The following is a 22657-nucleotide window of genomic DNA, read 5'->3' as shown; positions in this document are numbered from 1 at the left end:
TCAATTACCCTCTCTTTCATGCAACTTGAGCAATTTTGCAAGTTCTTCAGCCATATCACAACGATGGATGACTGCATCTACTTGACCATGCTCCAGAAGGAACTCCGCGGTTTGGAAATCTTCAGGTAATTTCTCTCTTACAGTCTGTTCAATAACTCTTCTTCCCGCAAATCCAATCAGTGCTTTTGGTTCTGCAAGGTTAATATCCCCAACAGATGCAAAGCTCGCAGACACGCCACCAGTTGTTGGATACGTCATAATGGAGATAAATAGCAAGCCTTTATCCGAATGTCTTTTTAATGCAACACTCGTTTTGGCCATTTGCATTAAGGATAGGACTCCTTCTTGCATGCGTGCGCCACCACTCGCTGAGAAGATAAGAACAGGGATATTCTTCTCTGTCGCTTTCTCCACCGCTCTTGTTATTTTTTCACCGACTACCGAACCCATAGAACCCATTCTGAAATGCGAATCCATAATGGCAACTGCAACTTCGCAACCGCCAATTTTTCCGACACCCGTAAGAACAGCTTCATTTAGGCCTGTTTTCGCTGCATCCGATTTCACCTTTTCTGTATAAGATGGGAAACGTAATGGGTTTTCCGTTTGTAAATGGCTATCCATTGGCTCAAAAGTATCTTTATCAAATAAACAATCAACACGCTCCCAAGCTGTCATCTTGAAGTGATGATCGCATTTTGGACATACTTTTGCAGTCTTCATCAAATCTTTCGTCAAGATGATTTCTTTACACGCTGGACATTTTGTCATTAACCCTTCAGGCACATCGTTTTTAGCCTCTTCAGAAGGTATGGTCACAGCTTTATGGCTATTTTTCTTAAACAAATCACGAATCATATCATACTTCCCCCTCAATTATTTCAATCCAATTGTCATAGGCAGTAATTGCTTTTTCCTCAAGACCACTTACTATATTTTCCAACAACACTTTTACAGTTTCTTTTTCTGCAGCAGTTGTCAATTCTTCATAGGGAACTCTACTATATCGCTTCAACAAAAACCAAATTTTTAATGACAACCGGTTATCAGTCACTACAATCATCTCACGGATGATGTCCTCTCTCAAAACCGCTCCGTCTTCCTCAAGCCTTACTAAAAGGCTTTGCCAAACAGGTAATTGTCGCTTCTCTTCCTGTTTGCATATTGAACGAATTGCCGCTTTTTCATGGATAATCCTCGTCTGCTTTACATCCATCGCCGAATTCGGTTGCTGCATAATGAAAGTAGAGAGCACTTCGACAAGTTGATGCTTTTTAAAATCCGATAAAAATGTCCCTTCTCCACGCCTCGTTTCAATTAAACCTAATAACTCCAAACTTCTAAGCGCTTCGCGAATCGTGGATCTCCCAACTTGAAGCCGTTCAGCTAACACGCGTTCAGACGGGAGTTTATCACCAACAGCAATGCCTTCCGCCTTAATCATCAGACGTAGTTCTCCAACAATATCAAGAAACATTTTAGATGAAGGTTTTATAGTTTCCATTTTGGTGCCCCTTTGGACGTCTTTTGTTGAAAAGTGGTCAGACCACTATTGTTTATAAGCATACAGAAAAGAAACCAAGCCGTAAAGTATAACGTGAAAAATTTCACAAAAAAACTGCCACCCAGCACTTTGAGGATGAACCCACTCCGCTTCATCATCCTTACAAATGTGCTGTCGACAGTTTCATATTGGTGAAATGTCTTGAATGATCAACTGATGTTGTCCATTTCTCTTCTCTACTGTTCCTTTCGCCTGGACGATAATCAATTCTTGCAAATGGACATTCAAGGAAGCATATTGCTTTGGAAAGAGCGTACAAGATACTTCGCCAGTCTCATCTTGTAATGTAAAGAATGCCATTGCTTCGCCTTTTTTTGTCCGAATTCTTTTCACTTCCATAATCATTCCAAGCATATTCACAACCGAACGTTTCCCCGAAGTCTGAGCGTCCACTATGTCCAATACATGATGCTTCAACCGCTTTTTCATCTCGGTAGCAGGATGTTCTGATAAGTAGAAACCTAGCACTTCCCGCTCATATTCGAGCAATGCCAATCTCGGCATCTTTCCAGCTGGTGAATATTTCGGCTTTGCAACAGCGTTCATGACTTCATGAAGCAAGTCATCTTCTGCCCCGATAAACATAGCATGGTTTTTTGCTGCCTCCACGGAAGCGAGTAAAACTGCCCGATTCTCATGGAATTCGTCCAATGCTCCTGCTTTAATCAGTGGTTGGATTGTTTTATCTGTAAAGTGTTGTCCTCCAATTGCCGCAGCAAAGTCAAACATCGAATCCCATTTTTGAGCGGTTCTAGCAGTTTTCAACTGTTGATAAAATGCAAAGGAAATGCCTTTAATAGCTCCTAATCCAATTCGAATGGATTGCCCTTCAACAATATGTAAGTATTTACTTCTTGTTACGGAAGGAGGAAGTACATGGATACCTTTTTTTCTGATTTCTTGCATGATTTCCGTCGTCTTTTCTGGACTTCCTGCTACCATTGATAAGAGTGCAGCATAAAAATACGTCGGTTCATTTGCCTTTAGAAAAGCCAATTGATAAGAAATTAACGAATAAGCAACGGCATGACTTTTTGGAAAACCGTAATCAGCAAATTTTACAATCAGTTCATAAATTATTGTTGCAGGTTGCTTAGGGAACCCGTTAGCAACCGCACTTTCTACAAAGTGAGCTTTTTCCTTTTCTAATACATCCCTATTTTTTTTACTAACAGCACGTCGAAGTAAATCTGCTTCTGCAAAAGTGAAACCAGCAACATGTACAGCAATTTGCATAATCTGTTCTTGATAGACGATTATTCCTTTTGTCTCCTCTAAAATCGGCTTCAATTGAGGGTGCACATACTCAATAGGCTGACCCTCATTTTTCCTTTTGCTATATAACGGAATATTATCCATAGGGCCCGGACGATACAAGGCGTTAATTGCATACAAGTCACTGAATGTTTCAGGTCGTATGAGTCGGAGGGCATCACGCATACCAGCTGATTCAAATTGAAACACGCCTGTCGTATCGCCAGCTTTGAATAAATCGAACGTGCGTCGATCCGTTAAAGGAATCTTTTGAAAATCCATGGTTATGCTTTTGTCATGCTCAATCATGGACTTAATACGATCCATTAATGTTAAATTCCGGAGACCTAGGAAATCCATTTTCAACAAGCCGGCTTCTTCCACATCTCCCATAGCCCACTGTGTTAAATAGAGCTCATCTCCTCCATTTTGGACAGGGACCGTTTCAACTAACGCCACTGGAGACAATATGACACCTGCAGCGTGTGTCGATGCATTCCTTGGCAATCCTTCCAATTTCACCGCCGCTTCATACCACTTATTTCTTATCACATCCATTGCAATCCAGTCTTGTAGCGGCTTTGATTGTTGCACGGCTTCTTCCAAAGATTTCGTTTGTCCTTCTTGAATTTGTTTAGAGATGAAAGACATTTCCTCTGATGAAAAATCAAATACCCTTGCAACATTTCTAGCTACCGCTTTTGTTGACAATGTACCAAAAGTAATAATTTGGGCGACATGTGCTTTACCGTATTTCTTTGCAACATACGCAATGACTTCCGAACGTCTGTTATCTGCAAAATCAATATCAATATCCGGCATTGTAATACGTCCAGGATTCAAAAACCGTTCAAAGATTAAACCATATTGCAACGGGTCAACATCTGTAATTCCTAATGAGAACGCGACAAGCGAACCAGCTGAGGACCCCCTTCCTGGTCCAGTTAAAATTCCATGTTCTCGCGCAAAGCGCATAAAATCTTCAACGATGAGAAAGTAATCAGCATACCCCATTGAGCCGATGACATCTAATTCTTTTTGCAACCGAACTACATACTGTTCACGTAATTGCCCGACCCTCTTTTTTAGTCCCCTTTCACAATTCCTTTTTAACAAATCGACCGTAGACATACCGGTCTCAATCGGAAAAGTGGGCATGAGCGTTTCGCCAGGCGGTAATTCAGCATTACAAGCTAGCAAAAGGTCTTGCATGTTCTCCAGCCATTGAGGGCAATCAGCAAACCATTGGGCAAACGTTTGTGCATCAGGCAAATAGGCATGCGTAAAGTCCATCTTCGGTCGCGTGGGATCGTTCAATTTGCACCCTAGGCGAATGGCAGTCGCTATCTCATATGTGAACGCTTCCTCGCGATGAATATACCTTGCTTCTTGCACCGCACAGATTGGGGCAGCTATTTCTTGGGCAATCGCTGTCATTACTTGTTCTTCTGAATGCACCTGTCCACCCGGGCGAGAAATTCCGATGAAAATCGTTTGACAAGCATCCTGTAAAAGTTTTACTGTTTCACTATTTCGTAATCCTTCCCATGAAGCATCTGTCATTGGACAAACAAAAACGCAGCCCGCACTGTACGCCTGCAACCACTTGAACGGGAATGTCTCTTGATTTCGAATCGAGCTCGCACTGCTGATTTTCAACAAATTCTTATACCCGCTGTCATCTTTTGCATAAACGTAAAGAAGTACTTCACGCTCATCTGGAAGCTCAAGTGTTATCGATAGACCGATGACTGCATGAATGTCATATTTTTTCATCACCTTCGTAAACGATCGGACACCGTACATTTTAGAATTGACGATACCAACAGCTCGAGCCCCTCTTCTTTTTAGAAGCGGGGCCAATTCATCAAGCTTAATAATTCCGCGCAGCAGATCAGCGCCGGTTACAATTTGCGGATAGACAAGTGTCACAGCGCATCCCTCCGACTTGTTAATGTGTCACACATAAGTCCCTCAATTTCCGAATGATTTCATCCGCCTCTTCCCATTTATAGATCGATGCACCGGACGCTAACGGATGGCCACCACCATTATATTGTGCTGCAAGCTGATTAATGATTGGCCCTTTTGAGCGTAAACGAACACGGATCTGATCTTCTTCTTCAACGAAAATGACCCATGCACAAATGCCTTTTACATCCCCAAGGACGCCAACAAGCTGCGACGTCTCTTTCGCTGTCACACCATACTCTTGTAAAAGCGATTTGTTAATCTTAATATACGCTGTTCCGTGTTCATCCATCGTAAAGTTTTGGTAAATATACCCTTTTAGATGCAACAATCGTCGATCTTCCTCATACATATCTGCATACAATTTAGTTCGATCAAACGCATACCTACTTAACGCACTAGCAATTTCAAAAGTCCTCACCGTCGCGCTAGGGAAAATAAATCGACCCGTATCGCCGACAATTCCTGCAAAGAGCAACCGTGCACATACGTCTGACATCTTCCAGTCATAATGATCCCGTCCTGCTTCAAACAACAGATAAATCATTTCAGAAGTAGAACTCGCTTCTGTATCGACCCACCTAATATCACCATATGGGTCAACATTCGGATGATGATCAATTTTACATAGACAAGCAGCCTCTTGGTAGCATGAAGCAGCATCGATTCGTTCAGTGTTACCCGTGTCTGTCACAATAACGAGTGCACCTTCATAATCGGACGGGTCAATTTGATCTTGACTTGCCAAGTAAGTTAGTTGCTCATCATGTACTCCAGCGGCAAAAACTTGCTTTTCAGGGTAATTCGCTAAAATAAGTTCTTTTAAGCCTACTTGTGAACCGTACGCATCAGGATCTGGTCTGACATGACGATGAATAATGATTTTGTCATATTTTTCAATTGTGTCGATGATTTGTCTTTTCAAATTTTGAATCCTCCATTATTCGATGATTTCTGTTCGCATTCCGATCAAAAAGCCGCTACAATGGAAGAAGTTCTTTGATGGAGGCTCACACATATGAAAACTCTAAATTTCTTTCTTGTCTTTTTCATTGTCGCTTCGGGCGTCTTTTATTTTTATTTCAAAACAAGACAATTCAGAACGAGTCAAGTATTCCCTATTCGCAAAAAAATGTTTGCTAGCCAGGCCGGTATTTTTTTAGGGACTTTGCTTTTCTTCTTCGGTTTGAATCAAGTCTTACTCTTTGGAGGAACCGCTACATATGTAATCGCTGGCCTCTTTATCATTTTTGGTGCATACATTATAACGTTTAACTACAAAGCATCAAAGCATTATAAACAATTCGTTGATGAAGAGACGAGTCTAAACAAAAACTGATGTGTTTGCATCAGTTTTTTTTATTTATCGCTCAAACAATTGGTACATGACCATTGCTTTGGCAACAAGCTCGGAATCCGTAAATAAATCGAAATCCACTTTGACAAACCTTCTGCTCATTTGTAAAATCCGAGGTTCGACAACAACCGTACTGCCAAGTTGTACGTGTTTAATAAAGTAAATCGTCATGTTCTCTGGAACAGATTCTCCGCGTTTCCTCATTTTAATCGCTCGGTTACCGACATCTGTCAACAAAGTTGTCAATGCACCATACGATAACGACCCGAATTGGTTCGTCATTTGGGGAGCAACCGTAAACTCAATGTTTTGCGGGTGTTCCGGAACGGTTTTCATTTGGTTTTTGACGATGTCGTCAATTTTCTCCCCTTGTTGAGGTTGACGTTGCGTCATCTGGAAGGCCTTCAATACATCTTGCCGACTAATGATCCCTTCCAATAAGCCGCTTTCACTTACAACCGGCATTAAATCTATGCCTTCCCAAATCATACTATGACCAGCTGACGCTACGCTTGTCTTACCGCTTACCGTAATTGGATGGGGTGTCATCACTTTCTCTATTAGTTCTGACTCATGCTTACCAACAGCATCACGAGACGTGACAATACCAACTAATTTACCGTTTTTTTCGATAACCGGGTAGCCTGAATGGACGGTTTGGCGATTCACTTCGTTAAAATGCGCGACACTGTCCTTCGGAAAAAAAGTAATCGTCTCTGCCAGTGGTGTTACAATGTCTTCTACTAAAAGTATCTCTTTTTCAATAAGCTGATCATAAATCGCTCGGTTTAGCATCGTTGCAACGGTAAAAGAATCATAACTTGAAGAGATGATTGGGAGATTTAATTCGTTTGCGAGCTGCTTTACTTCATCAGCAGCATCAAAACCGCCTGTCACGAGTACAGCTGCACCTTCCCGTAATGCAAGCTCATGAGCTTTCAAACGGTTTCCGACGATTAGAAGACTCCCCGCATCAATATAGCGTCTCATGTCTTCTAACTGCATCGCACCAATAACAAATTTTGTCAACGTCTTATGCAAACCATCTCGTCCACCGAGAACGACACCATCCACGATATTGACAACTTCGGCAAATGTCAGTCGCTCAATATTTTCTTTTTTCTTCTTCTCAATTCGAATTGTGCCCACGCGTTCAATCGTATTGACCAATTTTTGGTTTTCAGCTTCTTTAATTGCTCGATAAGCTGTTCCTTCACTGACCGAGAGCGCTCGAGCAACTTGCCGGACAGAAATTTTTTCGCCGACTGCCAACCCTTCGATATAGCGTAATATCAATTCATGTTTTGTCGACATGTTTTCACCTTTTTCCTTATTTCACCTACAACCATTTTAGCATAGTTCCTTGAAAATAGCGTAAGAAGAAGTTATTGTCGTGTAGTTTGTTGACCGATAAAACTTCTCCAACTGCATCCTTCAAAAAACCGAATCCCTCACGACTTGAAGGGACTCGGTTTCTGTACTTACATTTCTAATACGTCGCCTGCTTTCATGATTTTCACTTCATGGGCAGTGACAAGTTTTTTGAAATCCTCGGGATCTTGCTTAATAGGTGGGAACGTATCATAATGGACCGGAACAACAAGTTTCGGTTGAAGTAATTCTACAGCCATTGCTGCATCTTCTGGTCCCATTGTAAAATTGTCTCCGATTGGAAGAAAGGCAACATCGATCTCATTCCTTTTGCCGATCAGTGCCATGTCCCCGAATAATGAGGTATCCCCTGCATGATAGATTGTTTTCCCTTCAGCTTGAAAAATGATTCCAGCCGGCATACCTGTATAGATGATTTCATTCGCTTCCGTCGTATAAGACGAACTATGAAATGCTTGTGTATAACGGACAGTTCCAAACTCAAATTCACAAGCACCACCAATATTCATGCCATGTGTATTCAACCCTTGCCAACCAAGATAAACCGCTAGTTCATTCGGGGCGATGATTAGTGGATTGCACCGTTTTGCAATGTCGATCGTATCACCTACATGGTCATTGTGACCATGTGTCAGTAAAATAACATCCGGTGATTGGTCAGCAGCTTGCAAATCCGTCAACTCATTGCCAGTAATGAACGGATCAATTAAGATTGTCTTCCCACCTGTTTCAATTTTGACAATCGAATGTCCGTGGTACGATACTTTCATGTAAAAATCCCTCCATATGTTTTCTCTAGTATCTAGTTCTTCACGCAACCACAATACCCTTTTTTTTGATATGATAACAATACCCAATTTAGGAGGGATATTTGTGACCAAAGTTAAAGCGATTCAAGAATACTTACAAAAAAACGATGTGGATGCTGCATTTATTACTACACCGGACAACGTGTTCTACGTGTCAGGTTTCGCCAGCGAACCACATGAACGGTTATTAGGCGTAATGATTTTCAAGGAAGCTGAACCTTTCTTAATCTGCCCGCTTATGGAAGTGCCTGATGTTAAAGCATCTGGTTGGGCTTTTGAAGCTGTCGGTCATGCTGACACAGATGACGCTTGGGATATTCTATCTTCTGCAGTTGCCAAAAGAGGGGTAGAGTTGGAAAAAATCGCGATTGAAAAATCACATTTAACCGTTGAAAGACTGGAACGTATGGAGCAAATTTTCCAAAGTGCCCAGTTCCCTCGTTTAGATGAACAATTAAACAATATGCGGAATATTAAAAGTGAAGATGAGCTAAACAAACTACGTAAGGCTGCGGAATTAGCGGATTATGCAATTGAAGTTGGCTGTAAAGAAATTGCAGAAGGCAAGACTGAACTTGAAATCTTAATGGCAATTGAATTTGAAATGAAGAAAAAAGGCGCCGAAAAAATGGCATTTGATACGATGGTGTTATCTGGCCCTAAAACAGCCTCTCCACACGGAACACCAGGTGATCGAAAAATTCAAAAAGGCGATTTCGTTTTATTTGACCTTGGTGTCGTTTATGAAGGATATTGCTCCGACATTACACGAACGGTCGCATTTGGCGAGCCTTCAGAAAAACAACGTGAGATTTATGAAACTGTCAAAAAAGCAGAACAGACAGCGATCGACCTTGTCCGTCCAGGAGTAAAAGCGAAAGAATTGGACAAGGCTGCTAGAGACGTCATTACGGAAGCAGGCTACGGTGAATACTTCACTCATCGCCTCGGCCACGGTTTAGGCATTTCCGTGCATGAATTCCCGTCCATTACGGGAACGAATGAGATGGAATTAGTCGAAGGAATGGTCTTCACAATCGAGCCAGGTATTTACAACCCCGACATCACTGGTGTCCGAATCGAAGACGATGTTGTCGTGACGGCTAATGGAGTAGAAGTACTAACGAGATTCCCGAAAGAGTTAAAAATCATCGAAGCAAAATAATAAAACCGAATTATCGACAAAAGGGTTGGAAATCGTAGATTTCCAACCCTTTTGCTTAAACAGGTAAACTTTATCGGTTAGTCGACTAATATAGCGTTAATTTCCGTTTCTGGCGGATTTCAACACTGTTAAACTTATCTCTATTTTTTTAAAAAAGACTGTAGGCCAACACCAAAATTCAAGGTGTATGTCTACAGTCTGAAACGCTGTCCGCTATTGACGGACAGCGTTATTATTATTTATTCAAAAGTGTTTCTGCTGCAACGTATTCGAGCCCTTGTGCATCAGCAACCGCTTTATACGTTACATGGCCTTCAAGTGTATTCAGACCTTTTTGCAAAGCTAGGTTGTCCAAGCAAGCTTGCTTGTAGCCTTTGTTTGCAATCTGTAAAGCGTAAGGTACGGTAACATTCGTCAATGCCATTGTCGACGTACGTGGAACAGCTCCTGGCATATTCGCAACTGCGTAATGAACTACGCCGTGTTTTTCATAAGTAGGATTGTCATGTGTTGTAATTCGATCAGACGTTTCAAAAATTCCGCCTTGGTCAATTGCAATATCGACAAGAACAGAACCTGGCTTCATGGATTTCACCATTTCTTCAGAGACCAGTTTCGGCGCTTTTGCACCTGGAATCAATACACATCCGATGACAAGATCCGATTCTTTTACCGACTCAGCAATGTTGAATGGATTTGAAACGAGCGTCTGCACATCGTTTCCAAACATTTCATCCAACTGACGAAGACGATCAACCGAAAGATCAAGCACAGTTACTTTTGCTCCCATACCAATCGCAATCTTCGCAGCATTTGTTCCTGCTTGTCCGCCACCGATAATTGTAACTTTCCCACGAGATACCCCTGGAACGCCTGAAAGAAGAATTCCTTTACCACCATGGATTTTCTCAAGGTACTGTGCACCAATTTGTGTTGCCATACGGCCAGCAACTTCACTCATTGGAGCTAACAATGGAAGTGTGTTGTTCACTTGGACAGTTTCATAAGCAATTCCCACAACTTTGTTATCAAGCATCGCTTTTGTCAATTCCAACTCTGGCGCTAGATGTAAGTATGTGAAAAGAATTAGCCCTTCTCTGAAGTATCCAAACTCAGACGCAAGTGGTTCTTTCACTTTCATGACCATGTCGGCATCCCATGCTTCTTTCGCTGTTCCGACAATTTTCGCACCTGCTGCAACATAATCCTCATCTGTGAAACTTGACCCTAATCCTGCGCCTGTTTCGATAAGGACTTCATGACCAGCTGACTTCAAGTTAAAAGCACCTGCTGGTGTCATCGCCACTCGATTTTCATTATTCTTCACTTCTTTTGGAACCCCAATACGCATAACTGATCCTCCTAAATAAATGAAAATTGGTTGATTGCTTCGAATAGTATTCGATTTGACCAACGTACAGTCCAATTCTATCAGATATATGAGAGATTTGCTTCAATTATTTACATTATGTAACTTTAATTTTTACTATATTGAAATTTTCAACTTACTCACTCGACAATTTCCGTGGCGTTGTAACATTTTCGTCAAATTCAATAAGTTTTTTTGAAGGTTTTTTATTTGATAGCAGGAGATTTGAACATTAACTAGAAGATAGTATATAGAAAGACCAATCTCACTGAAATGGAGTGGTAATCTTGGTATTAAAATATGAACAAATTATTGTAGCCGTCGACGGGTCTAAAGAATCCAAATGGGCATTTAAAAAAGCAGTAGGAATTGCTAAGCGCAACAATGCAGTGTTGAATCTTGTCAACATCATTGATACACGCTCATACGCTGCTGTCGAAGCTTATGATCGATCAATTGCAGAACGCGCGCACAAATATGCGGAAGAGCTACTGACAGAATATAAGCAAGAAGCAGAAGCAACAGGTTTAGAGAAAGTGAATATTCTCGTTGAATATGGTTCCCCGAAAACAATGATTTCTCGTGACCTCTCCAAAAGACTTGTAGCGGATCTTATTATTTGTGGAGCTACTGGTTTGAATACTGTTGAACGCTTCCTCATCGGCAGTGTATCTGAAAATATTGTACGATCAGCAACTTGCGATGTATTAGTCGTTCGTACTCCTGAAGATGAAGTATAATTTATCAATTATAAAAGGCAACTCCAGAATGCTGGGGTTGCCTTTTTTCATACATCTTTACATGTCATTTGCCCATTCATCAACTTTTTGTAAGAAAGACGACATAGCTTGCTTGTTAGACATATTTGGTACTTTTGAAAGCAATACATCAGGTGTCACTTTCATATTTTCGGTTGGCTTTTGTAGAATAAGAATACTCTTCTCATGAGCACGATTTTTAAACAACGACTCTGGCAACTGTAGGACTGCACGAATCCGTACATTTTTCTTCACATATTGATGGAAGATTGATGCTTGGTCTGATTCAAATAGTGTTGCAGGTGCAAGAAAAATCCCATAACCACCCTCTTTTAAATGTTTCATTGATTGTTCGATAAAAAGATGATGTGCATAGGCATGACCTTCAGCCGGCATCATTTCAAAGTTCAATCCGTTGTCATCGTCTGGATAATAGCCTACCGGCACGTCGCAAATGACAAGGTCCACTGGATCGATCAATAATGGGCGTAATGCATCTTGTACGAAGAACTGTACAGGTTGTTCAATCAAATCTGCAGAAACGGCAGCTAATCGGACAAGCAATTCATCAATCTCAACAGATGAAGCAGATGCCTTTTGTCCAAACGCGTTCATGACAGTGAATAAGAGATTCCCTGTCCCAGCTGCAGGATCCAAAACTTGCACTTCATCTTTTGCTTGCATAAGTTTTGTAGCCAGATGGCCAATAAGCATACCAATTGCATCCGGTGTCATTTGATGATTCGGTTGCACTTGCTGTTTCATACCTTTTAAGACAGCAAGTTGGATACCTCTTCGAATATCTTCTTTTGTTACACTTTCCGAAATATCCGGCTTTGCTTCGCCGGACAACCATTCATTACAAGCTTGAATGACAGCCTCTAAATAGATTCCATCTTGATCGTTTGCAGCATATGCATCAATAAATGTGAAAATTTGTTCTGTGTTTGTCGCCATGGTTACTCCTCTACCTTACTCAACATTTTTTCCCTGCACCTTCAATTCTTAGCAAGGTTAGAAAAGCCCACCCGTTTTCCGAGTGGGCTACTGACAGCATATTATGCTATTAGATTTCTTACCGCTTCTAATGCTTTGTCGTAGTCCGGGTGATTGGTAACTTCACTTACATACTCGACATACGCAATCGTGTCATCTTTATCAATGACAAAAATCGACCGAGCTAATAGGCGTAATTCTTTCATCACTACTCCATAAGCTTCTCCGAAAGACAAATCTCTATGATCAGATAAAGTCTGCACATTCTTAATGCATTCTGTCGCTCCCCATCTCGCTTGCGCAAAAGGAAGGTCTACAGAAATAGTTAAGACTTCTACGTCCTCACCAAGTGAAGTCGCTTGTTCACTAAAAGTGCGTGTTTGTTGAGAACAAACTCCTGTATCAATGGAAGGTACAACACTGATTAAGCGTACTTTCCCTTTTGAATCGTTTAACGTAACAGGTTTCATATTCGTTGTAAGCACAGTAAAATCAGGAGCTTTGTCCCCTGCTTTTAACGCTGTGCCTAGCAATGTAACAGGCTCCTGGTTGAATGTAACATTAGCCATTACGACGCCTCCTTTTCATTTCTGTTCATTTTACTAGACAATCGTTCCGCCTTGCAACTGTTCACCCTCACGTAATTGTCTCACTTCAATCACTTCTTTTTCATAGGATTGCTCGTGAATGACAATTGTATCAGCGAACAGATCATGCAGTGCTTCTTTTTTCGGCATGAAGATGACAAGCAAATAAGGGAGCAAAAGCAACTTAGAGATAAACCGTCCGATTCCTTCTCTAAATAAAACCGTACCCCACGTCAACTTCTCACCATCTTTTCGAACTACTTTAATGCCAATGATCATCTTTCCAATTGTTTGACTGAATATTCTCGTCATTACTGTAAAATAAGCAAGGAACAAAACGAGCACAATGATTTTATATGGGCTAAATAACAAAAATGGTGGATTTGAAATTGTTGCATCAACAACTCTAAAAATGGGCTTAATGATTATCCCACTAATAGCCGACACAATGAGCAAATCAATAACATATGCCCAAAAGCGCGTCCAAAAACCTGCATATTGTTTCCGAAAGCGTTCCGTTTGAACAATTTCATACACAGGGGAATGGCTAGCTGTTTCCACATTCATCCGTTCATGATTCTCTTCAAATGAATCTGCCAATGCGATTCCCCCCTTATCTTTCACCGTATAAATACATCATTCGCGGCGCTTGATAATCTGTCAGGATTTTTCCGATGAGCTCCGCTTCAACATTTCTACCGAAAAGACTTTGCACTTTCATACTAAATAGCGAACTGAAATTGTCGAGTGAGGCATATTCAAACACCGTTGCATTTTCCAGTTCATAATCTGCTTTCAATGCATCAATGACATCTCCGGTTTTACCAAACTCATCAGCCAAACCGGCTTCAATTGCTTGCCTACCGTTCATAATCCGGCCATCTGCAACCTTTTTCACTTCTTCGACAGACATTTGTCTGCCTTCCGCTACGATATCGACAAATCGATTATATGAGTCATCAATCATTTCTTGGAGCATTGCTCGTTCTTCTTTCGTCATTTCACGAGAGCCGCTCATCATGTCTTTATAAGGCCCTGACTTAATTGTGTTAAAATCAATACCGATTTCTTCAGCCAGTTTCGAAAAATTGACACTTTCCATGATTACGCCAATTGAACCTGTGATGGTTTCAGGATGAACGAAAATCTTTTCCGCAGGTGCTGCAATGTAATAACCGCCTGACGCTGCCATCCCTCCCATTGATACGTAAATCGGGATTTCCTTTTCCAGTTGAATTGCTCGAATGGCATCATAAATGTCAGCAGACTCCAGCACACCACCACCTGGTGTATTTACAGCTAATACAACACCTTTGACAGTTGGATCGTCCAAAACATCTTGTAATTGTGACATAAAGGCTTGGTGATTATACCCGACTGTTCCTAAAAACGGACTTGCTTGGACATCTTGGATGACACCGTCCAACGACAAGACAGCAATACGATCCATGCCTGTACCCGGTTCAACAACAACTTCATTGTACCCTACACCACTTGCTGTCATTTCTTCAAATATCAAATTAAAATCTCTCGTAAATATGTACGAAAGTGAATTAATGCCTATCGATATAAAGATAAGCACTGTTGCTACGATGATTGCGATCCATCGTTTCATTGCCATTTTGTATACCTCCTTCTCTCTTTCCAACACTGTATACGAATTAACAAGATAAAATGTTTCATTATTTCTAAAAAGAAACCATGCTTTTTTACTGGAAACAACGGTTATTGCACACTTCTTTTCGTAACAACCGATTCATACACTTTGGAAACAGTAAACAAAATCAAGCCTGCCCAAATGATTGAGAAAGATAACAATTCCATTTTCCCAAACGACTCGTTATAAATTACCACACCAATAAACAACATCATAGTCGGTGCAATGTATTGAATGAAACCCGCCATGTATAACGGGATTTTTTGAATCCCTTTCGCATACAGAAGAAGTGGTAGTGCAGTTGCAATTCCTGTACCGATAAGTAACAGATCAGTCTTAAAATCGCCATGCAAAAAAGCAACTTGCCCTTTTGCAAAAATGAAGAAATAATAGCCAGCAGCAACCGGAACAATGAAAGCCGTCTCAATCGCCAAACCTCTCAACGCATCCAACTGAATGTTTTTCTTAATGAAACCATAAAATGCAAAAGTTAACGCTAAACTTAAAGCGATCCAAGGAATTGACCCATAAGAAATCGTCAAAAGCACGACACCGATAACGGCTAACAAAAATGCAATCATTTGGGCAGTAGATAATTTTTCTTTTAAGAAAAACAGACCGAGCAATACCGAAACGAGAGGGTTTATGTAATATCCTAGACTTGTTTGGACAATAAAATCATGATTAACTGCCCATATGTAAATGAACCAATTGCCTGTCACTAAAACAGCTGCCAAAAATAAACTCCAAAATTGCTTTTGCTTCGACCATAACTCTTTCACATCCGACCACAATTGCTTACCATTCTTCATCAACAAGACTGCAAGAAAAGTGGAAACGAATGCCCAAACAACTCTACCTGACAATATTTCTTCGCTCGCAACGTGCTCCAGATGTTTCCAATAAATCGGCATGAATCCCCACAATAAAAAAGAACCCACGACAAACAAAACTCCACCTTTTTCCGTCTGCATCCAAAAACCCCCTTACACCAAAAAAGAATAGTCCAATTATAGACCTTCCATTTCATTCCGTAAAGGAGTTCTAAGAGGTTTTCCACTTACCTATGTATTCTAAGTGAACACCACGAACCTCTATAACAAAGCATATTTCCGCCAAACGCCGCATATTCGAGTGAAACGCGGCATATTCGTTCCAAACCCGGCATATTCGCGTCAAACGCCGCATAACTGCAGCGAAACGCAGCATATCCGCACCAAACACAGCATAACCGCTACCTAACACAGCATAACCGCCACCCAACAAAACCGTCAATTTGTCAAACCCCATTATGCGCGATACAAAGCATCTTCCACCAAAAATTGTCGCGAGAATGTGTATAGAAAGAGAACTTATCTTTTCATACATTACAACTTAGACGCTAACCCCTTTACCAAGCAGCAAACTCTTTACCACACATATTTTACTCTGTTTGATTCTCTTGCCTCTAACAAAAAAGAAAAGCGAAAGTGATCGGAATCAACTTCGCTTCTCTTTAATTTACTTCAAACAGAACTATTTTGCCGTTTCTTTCGCTTGTTCAAGTTTGCGAAGTTCGACTCGCATAATTTTCCCAGACGCAGTCTTCGGTAACTCTTCTACAAACTCAATTTTTCGCGGATACTTATAAGGTGCGGTCAATTGTTTCACATGCTCTTGCAACTCTTTAACGAGGTGATCGTCTTGCTGAATCGATGGATCACGCAACACAACGAACGCTTTAACGATAGTCCCTCGCACTTCATCAGGGCTCCCGACAACTGCACATTCGCGTATCGCTGGATGTTTAGTTAACGCATCTTCCACTTCAAACGGTCCAATTGTGTAACCTGAACTAATGATGATATCATCACCACGTCCCTCAAACCAGAAGTATCCATCTTCATCCAATTTCGCTCGATCGCCCGTTATATAATACTCTCCTCTAAATTGCATCTTCGTCCGCTCAGGATCATGTAAATATTCTTTAAACAAAGCAGGTGTAGAAACGTGTACTGCAATGTCACCCACTTCACCAGGTTGGACTGGATTTCCTTCATCATCCACAATATCAACTTTGTTTCCTGGTGTCGGTTTCCCCATGGACCCTGGTCTTGCTTCCATACCAAGCATTGTACCGACGAGTAACGTATTTTCAGTTTGCCCATATCCATCGCGGACGCTAAAGTTAAATGTTTTCTCAAAGATATCAATGACTTCACGATTTAGCGGCTCTCCTGCCGATACCGCACTTCTAATGGAAGAGAGATCATAATTCTGAAGGTCTTCAGCTTTTGCCATGAATCGATATTCAGTCGGTGTGCAACATAACACATTAACTGCATACTTCTTTATCAACTGCAAATATGTCTGCACATTAAACTTTCCATTATAGACAAGTCCTGTCGCTCCACTGCCGAGCACAGAAAGGAAAGGGGACCAAATCCATTTTTGCCAACCCGGTGCTGCTGTCGCCCAGACAATATCATCACTTTGAATGCCGAGCCAGTTTGGTGCAGCAGTCCGCAAATGTGCATACGCCCATGCATGTGTATGGACTACACCTTTCGGCTTACCCGTTGTTCCGGATGTGTATGATAAAAACGCCATATCGGAACTTTTTGTTTCAACGGCATTGAAGTCTGTCGAAGCCGTTTCCATTAACTGCGTTAGTGATTGTTGGCCAGCTTTTGCTTGACCGATGACAAACAATTGGACATCTTCAATTGATTCCACTGCCTCCAGCTGTTCCATATATGACTCATACGCCACAATCGCTTTTGCACCACTGTGCGCTAGTCGATATTCAATATCTGAAGCGCGAAGCATCTCAGAACTCGGAATGACAACAATCCCCGCTTTAATGGCACCAATATATGTGCTGTAGGCTTCAAGGAGGCGTGGGACCATGATGAGTATGACATCCCCTTTTTGCAAGCCGCTATCCGTTAGAACATTTGCCACTTTGTTTGCAGAAGCTAACAATTCCTCGTATGTAATCGTTCTTTCTTGCTCCTTTTCATCCACATAAATTAATGCATTTTTCTTTGTATCTTTGTACTGTTCAAATTCCGATACTAAATTATAGTTAGCTGGTGCAAGTAGTTGTTCACGCTTCAAAATGATCGCCCCTTTTCGACTTTTCATTCATTATACAAAGCTAAAGCGGAAATTTCAAAACATATTCATTTTTCTAACGTAATAGAAGTATAAGTGACATGATTGTTGGACATACTAGAAAGAATTTATGTCGCTTAAACAGAAAAACTGCCCCGAATAAATTCGGGACAGCTCCTCTTTACATTTTTGTTATTTTTGGTAACCGTTCATTTGTTGTTGAGCTTGACGCACTAATCGCTTAGTGATTTCTCCGCCGACGGATCCGTTGGCACGCGATGATGCATCAGGTCCAAGTTGTACACCAAATTCCTGTGCGATTTCGTACTTCATTTGGTCAAGAGCTTGTTGTACTCCTGGAACGAGGAGTTGGTTTGAGCTGTTGTTGTTGTTAGCCATGTCGTTGTCACCTCCTTGTGACTATAGAATGGACTGTATCCGAAAAATCATACAGGAGGTTTAAACGGTAATTGTTACCAACTTACAACAAGTTCATAAATCCTTCTTCTTTTACGCGCAACTCGGCTGCTTCAATTACTGTACGTTCATTTACAGCTTGTTGAATAAGCGGCTCAAAGTCAAAGTAGCTCTCATAACGATTTACCTTCTCAATTTTCGGTTTCGTTTTAGGGTTAGATGGTGTAAAAATCGTACAGCAGTCCTCATAAGGTCTAATCGAAATATCATACGTATCAATTCGTTGAGCGATGTCAATGATTTCGAGCTTATCCATTGCGATTAACGGTCGTAGAATCGGTGTTGACGTTACTTCATTTATAGCCGTCAAGCTTTCTAATGTTTGGCTCGCAACTTGTCCAAGACTCTCCCCCGTAATAATGGCCATTGCACCGATCTCTGCTCGCACACGATCTGCGACTTGCATCATCATACGTCGTGTTGTCGTCATCGATAAGTTGTCTGGAACTTGTTGGACAACAGCTTGCTGCAATTCAGTAAAAGGAATGACATGTAACCTCACGGATGCACCAAAAGAACATAATTTTTCGGCGAGATCCATCACTTTTCGCTGCGCTAACTCACTTGTGTACGGCGGACTCGCAAAATGGATGGCATCAATCGATACGCCACGCTTCATCATTAAATATCCTGCAACCGGGCTGTCAATTCCACCTGATAACATGAGCAACGAATGACCATTTGAACCTACAGGCATGCCACCAGCACCCTTATATACTTTAGCTGTCAGAAATGCGCCTTCCTCACGGATGTCAACAAGTAAAAGAATATCGGGCTTTTTCATTTGAACGACCAACTCAGGAAAATGGCGAAGCACATGTCCGCCGATTTCTTGTTGCAATTCACTTGTTACATAAGGAAAACTTTTGTCTGCACGTTTTATTTCCACTTTAAACGTACATCCTACAGTTTCACCAGACCCGATAACTTCAATTGCTTTTTGCTTAATACTATCTAAGGTAGCTTCACATTGGGCAACTGGACTGAAAGATTGAATACCAAAAATAGACGGAAGACGCTCGATTACTTCTTTCATTTCTTCTTGCTTTTCCGTTTGCAAAAACATTCGATCACGTTCAGCTCGAATTTGGATTGAGCCTATATCTCGTAATGCATTTTTTATATTGGATCTCAACTTCCGGACAAATTGATTACGGTTCCTTCCTTTTAATGAAATCTCACCATAACGTATTAATATTTCGTTCCAATCCATTCATTACATCCCTTTCTCAATAACGTCAATAAAGCGCTCAATGACACTAACTAATTGTTCGATATGCTCATCAGTCGTAGTGTTCCCAAAACTGATTCGCACTACCCCGTTTTTAAAGCGGTTGTGTAGACCAATCGCTTCAATTACATGACCAGCTTGACCATTTTTCGAAGAACATGCGCTAGATGTAGAGACAATTAATCCATTTTCTTGAAAATAGTTTACAGCAACTTCACCTTTAATGCCGCGGAAAGCCAAGGATACGATATGTGGTGCACTATTCTTTGGACAGAGCACTTGAATATTTTCATACTTCGTGCATGTTTCTAACACTCGATTCCGCCACGTTCGATAATCCGCTCTCTCTTTTTCAACTACACTGAGCCTTAACGCTTTCGCCAATGCGACAGCATTCGGAACCGAAACTGTCCCACTCCTCAAACCATTTTCTTGACCACCACCATGCATGATTGCTTGAGGTTTAATCCCTTTTTTCAAAAATAACGCACCCGTATTTTTCAATCCATTTAATTTATGTGCGGAGACGGTAATTGCATCTACCCCAAGATGTTGCATGTTAACTGGCAGTTTACCTATACTTTGCACACAATCAGAATGAAAAACGGCTCTACTCTTTTTATGAATGAGTTCAGCACAAGCAGCAAGTGGCTGAATGGAGCCAAGTTCATTGTTGACATGCATAATGCTGACAAGAATTGTATCTTTGCGAAGTTTTTCATCTAACTCTTCTATTGAAATGATACCTTGCTCATCTACCGATAAATAATCGACTTCAAAGCCAAGTGTTTCCAAGTGCTTACAAGCGAGTAAAACAGACGGATGTTCAATCTTCGTCGTAATTACATGATTTCCTCTGGAGCGATAAGCCATAGCAAATCCGATAAGCGCCAAATTATTAGATTCGGTTCCACCTGAAGTAATCACTACTTCCCCTTCTCGATTATTGACAAGTTGCAACATTTGTTCTTTCGCTCTTCGTAGTAGCACGTCAGTCTCTCTTCCCATTCTATGTAAGGAAGCAGGATTCGCATAATACTCCAAGTTTGCAGCAATAAAAGACTCCAGTACAGCATTATCCGGTTGCGTGGTCGAGCTATTATCTAAATAAATCATTCGTATTTTCCTTTCCACTTCTCTTGGTGCAGTGTTTGGGTCACTCTATTTCATTTAAATTAATGAATTTGCTTGACAATTTGTAAATTCACACGATAAAGCCACCTGCACTCATTATGCCGGTGGCTATATCTATTCATTCGTTATGCATGCTCTTTTAACATTTCCTCAATTCGCTTCATTGCACCTGGTTCAACCGCTTCTACTGCAGTCGCGGCTTCTTCCAACGCTTTCGCATATCGGTATTGTCGGAACGATTCTTCTGCCATTAGTAAACGTTCATTCATTTCAGGATTGGACACACGGTATCGATTACCGTATTGAATAATCCGTTCAATCAGCATGACGTTTTCTAACAACTCTTCCACTTTTCCTTTCACTTCATGGACAACACGTTCAGCGTTTGTAAGATAATTTTCTGCTACCGCCATATTTAACGGAACTTCCTGCAAACTTTGACTGACTAAATACAACTGCTCTTCAGCTTCTTCTAATCGTGCATCCATATCATCCGGAATGCCAGGAATGTTTCCTCGATGCAGCTTGCGATCAACACTTTGCAATTCCCTCGTGAGTGTCTCAAGTCTTTTCCTCACATTGTTTTCATCAATGCGAAGATTTTTCATACGACTTGCTAAACTTTCCTGTTCCATAGCAATGAGTTCAAGCTCCTCGGTAATTTGTGCAAGTTCCAGTTGCAAAGCGGAGTAAGCAGATTCCTCTTCTGCTACGAGTATTTTTAATGTGTCATATTTCTTTTGCAAAGACTCGAGTTTTTTACTGCTAATTTCAGGTAATTTCGCTTCTTTTTCATCCAAGCGATAACTTTGTTGGACATAAGCTGCTTCATCAGAAGTTTCTCTCGTCAACTTTGTAATTTGTTCAAGGGACGTTTCCAGCGTATCGAAATTCAATTCCACATAATGTCTTGCGTTCACTTCGTTTTCTAATGCATCGTAACATGACTCGATGATATCAAGCATTTCCGTTACTTGTTGTTGAACAGTGTCAATTTCAAGTTCTACAAGTCGGTTCATCTGTTCTTCAATTGACACTTCAATCTCCTGAAGTTTCCTAGTAATTTCAAGGTGATGCAGATTATACCCTTGTTCTTCCATTTCCCTACTTCCGTTTCGCAATTCACGAATAGACGCAGGGATTTTGTTTTGAAGATCCGTTAATAAAGAAGGAATTTCTTGAATCAGTTTAGACAATTGATCACCTTTTGCAGCGAGTGTAATGACTATTTCACGCGCAAGCAAGTAATTTCCATTCGCAGTCAATTCATCATACTCTTCAAACTTCGGCATAAATGCTTCTAATTCTTTCTCCAACGGCTTGACGGTCATGCCAAAAGCATGTTGGTGAGCTAAAACTGTCTTTCTTGCCAACCGGTATTGTTCCCGTAACTTTTCAATTTCAATTCGGTTCTTTTCTTCGCTACCAATCAGCTCATTTAATTCATCTAAGATAGCATTTTTACGTTTATCACAGTGACGGATTTTTTCTTGAATTACTTTCTCAGCAGCAGTCGCTTTTTTGAATCTAAAACGATCAATCATATCTTCTGCGTCAAATAGCATAGAATCGATTTCAGGCATAAAGACGTCAATAACTTCCGTCCATTCATTGCGCCACCGCTCAAATTTCTCCTCGGTTTCTCCAGTCATATTCAATTGTTTAACTTTCATCATCTCTTCAAAAATCGGCTTGTTTTGAATTTGGAGCTTCTCGTGTTCTAATCTACCAATTTCTCGAATATGTTTACGCCTAAACAAAAAGGCGATGGTTACAAGTATAAGTACTATAATAATTGGAATGATGAAATATTTCATCATTGTGATCCCCCTATTCCGAA

Annotated in this window: 20 protein-coding genes; 3 read left to right on the top strand and 17 right to left on the bottom strand. The window is 40.9% G+C overall.

The window, feature by feature from the left end:
- The 4 genes from accD to QT711_RS06740 all read right to left on the bottom strand — a co-directional run bounded on the left by accD (position 1) and on the right by QT711_RS06740 (position 5714).
- Positions 1-858, bottom strand: a complete 858-nt coding sequence (gene accD / locus QT711_RS06755) for an acetyl-CoA carboxylase, carboxyltransferase subunit beta (protein WP_317942837.1) — start codon at positions 856-858, stop codon at positions 1-3.
- Position 859: 1 nt separating this feature from the next.
- Positions 860-1504 carry a FadR/GntR family transcriptional regulator gene (locus QT711_RS06750; RefSeq protein WP_317942835.1) on the bottom strand — a complete coding sequence of 215 codons (645 nt, stop codon included), beginning with the start codon at positions 1502-1504 and terminating at the stop codon, positions 860-862.
- Between the two features lie 183 nt (positions 1505-1687).
- Positions 1688-4750: a DNA polymerase III subunit alpha gene (locus tag QT711_RS06745; RefSeq protein ID WP_317942834.1), complete on the bottom strand. Its 3063-nt coding sequence runs from the start codon at positions 4748-4750 to the stop codon at positions 1688-1690.
- A 19-nt stretch (positions 4751-4769) separates the two neighbouring features.
- On the bottom strand, positions 4770-5714 hold the full coding sequence (locus QT711_RS06740) for a DHH family phosphoesterase (protein WP_317942833.1): 945 nt from the start codon (positions 5712-5714) through the stop codon (positions 4770-4772).
- 93 nt (positions 5715-5807) lie between these two features.
- Here QT711_RS06740 and QT711_RS06735 point away from each other — a divergent pair, with 93 nt between their 5' ends.
- On the top strand, positions 5808-6128 hold the full coding sequence (locus tag QT711_RS06735; protein ID WP_317942832.1) for a YtpI family protein: 321 nt from the start codon (positions 5808-5810) through the stop codon (positions 6126-6128).
- A gap of 24 nt (positions 6129-6152) precedes the next feature.
- Here the strand turns inward: QT711_RS06735 and QT711_RS06730 are convergent, their stop codons facing one another.
- Positions 6153-7460: a DRTGG domain-containing protein gene (locus QT711_RS06730; protein WP_317942830.1), complete on the bottom strand. Its 1308-nt coding sequence runs from the start codon at positions 7458-7460 to the stop codon at positions 6153-6155.
- A 167-nt stretch (positions 7461-7627) separates the two neighbouring features.
- Entirely contained in the window at positions 7628-8308 is a 681-nt protein-coding gene (locus QT711_RS06725) for a metal-dependent hydrolase (RefSeq protein ID WP_317942828.1), read from the bottom strand.
- 103 nt (positions 8309-8411) lie between these two features.
- Between QT711_RS06725 and QT711_RS06720 the strand changes: the two genes are divergently transcribed.
- Positions 8412-9512, top strand: a complete 1101-nt coding sequence (locus QT711_RS06720) for a M24 family metallopeptidase (protein WP_317942827.1) — start codon at positions 8412-8414, stop codon at positions 9510-9512.
- A gap of 235 nt (positions 9513-9747) precedes the next feature.
- Here QT711_RS06720 and ald read toward each other — a convergent pair whose 3' ends face one another.
- On the bottom strand, positions 9748-10863 hold the full coding sequence (gene ald, locus QT711_RS06715; RefSeq protein ID WP_317942825.1) for an alanine dehydrogenase: 1116 nt from the start codon (positions 10861-10863) through the stop codon (positions 9748-9750).
- 305 nt (positions 10864-11168) lie between these two features.
- On the opposite strand from ald, the gene QT711_RS06710 reads away from it, so the two are divergent.
- The gene (locus tag QT711_RS06710) at positions 11169-11621 is read left to right on the top strand and encodes a universal stress protein (RefSeq protein ID WP_317942824.1); all 453 of its coding nucleotides are present in this window, start codon (positions 11169-11171) and stop codon (positions 11619-11621) included.
- A gap of 57 nt (positions 11622-11678) precedes the next feature.
- Here QT711_RS06710 and QT711_RS06705 read toward each other — a convergent pair whose 3' ends face one another.
- From QT711_RS06705 to ezrA, 10 genes are all read right to left on the bottom strand, one after another.
- A complete protein-coding gene (locus tag QT711_RS06705; protein WP_317942823.1) occupies positions 11679-12596 on the bottom strand; it encodes a class I SAM-dependent methyltransferase in 918 nt (305 codons plus the stop codon).
- 101 nt (positions 12597-12697) lie between these two features.
- Entirely contained in the window at positions 12698-13204 is a 507-nt protein-coding gene (gene tpx, locus QT711_RS06700; protein WP_317942822.1) for a thiol peroxidase, read from the bottom strand.
- A gap of 33 nt (positions 13205-13237) precedes the next feature.
- The gene (locus tag QT711_RS06695) at positions 13238-13822 is read right to left on the bottom strand and encodes an RDD family protein (RefSeq protein WP_317942820.1); all 585 of its coding nucleotides are present in this window, start codon (positions 13820-13822) and stop codon (positions 13238-13240) included.
- Between the two features lie 13 nt (positions 13823-13835).
- Positions 13836-14843, bottom strand: coding sequence for a signal peptide peptidase SppA (gene sppA / locus QT711_RS06690; protein WP_317942818.1), 1008 nt, complete (start codon positions 14841-14843; stop codon positions 13836-13838).
- Between the two features lie 104 nt (positions 14844-14947).
- On the bottom strand, positions 14948-15853 hold the full coding sequence (rarD, locus tag QT711_RS06685) for an EamA family transporter RarD (RefSeq protein WP_317942816.1): 906 nt from the start codon (positions 15851-15853) through the stop codon (positions 14948-14950).
- 541 nt (positions 15854-16394) lie between these two features.
- The gene (mbcS, locus tag QT711_RS06680) at positions 16395-17978 is read right to left on the bottom strand and encodes an acyl-CoA synthetase MbcS (protein WP_317943017.1); all 1584 of its coding nucleotides are present in this window, start codon (positions 17976-17978) and stop codon (positions 16395-16397) included.
- Between the two features lie 189 nt (positions 17979-18167).
- A complete protein-coding gene (locus tag QT711_RS06675; RefSeq protein ID WP_317942814.1) occupies positions 18168-18374 on the bottom strand; it encodes an alpha/beta-type small acid-soluble spore protein in 207 nt (68 codons plus the stop codon).
- Positions 18375-18456: 82 nt separating this feature from the next.
- Positions 18457-19665 carry a tRNA uracil 4-sulfurtransferase ThiI gene (gene thiI, locus QT711_RS06670; protein WP_317942813.1) on the bottom strand — a complete coding sequence of 403 codons (1209 nt, stop codon included), beginning with the start codon at positions 19663-19665 and terminating at the stop codon, positions 18457-18459.
- A 3-nt stretch (positions 19666-19668) separates the two neighbouring features.
- Positions 19669-20799, bottom strand: coding sequence for a cysteine desulfurase family protein (locus tag QT711_RS06665; RefSeq protein ID WP_317942812.1), 1131 nt, complete (start codon positions 20797-20799; stop codon positions 19669-19671).
- Positions 20800-20942: 143 nt separating this feature from the next.
- Positions 20943-22634, bottom strand: a complete 1692-nt coding sequence (gene ezrA / locus QT711_RS06660) for a septation ring formation regulator EzrA (protein ID WP_317943015.1) — start codon at positions 22632-22634, stop codon at positions 20943-20945.
- Positions 22635-22657: the final 23 nt, after the last annotated feature.

The sequence above is a fragment of the Sporosarcina saromensis genome (genome assembly GCF_033253735.1).
GTDB classification, from domain to species: domain Bacteria; phylum Bacillota; class Bacilli; order Bacillales_A; family Planococcaceae; genus Sporosarcina; species Sporosarcina saromensis.
Note: the sequence above shows the minus strand (reverse complement) of the source record. Positions and strands in the feature narration are given on the sequence as shown.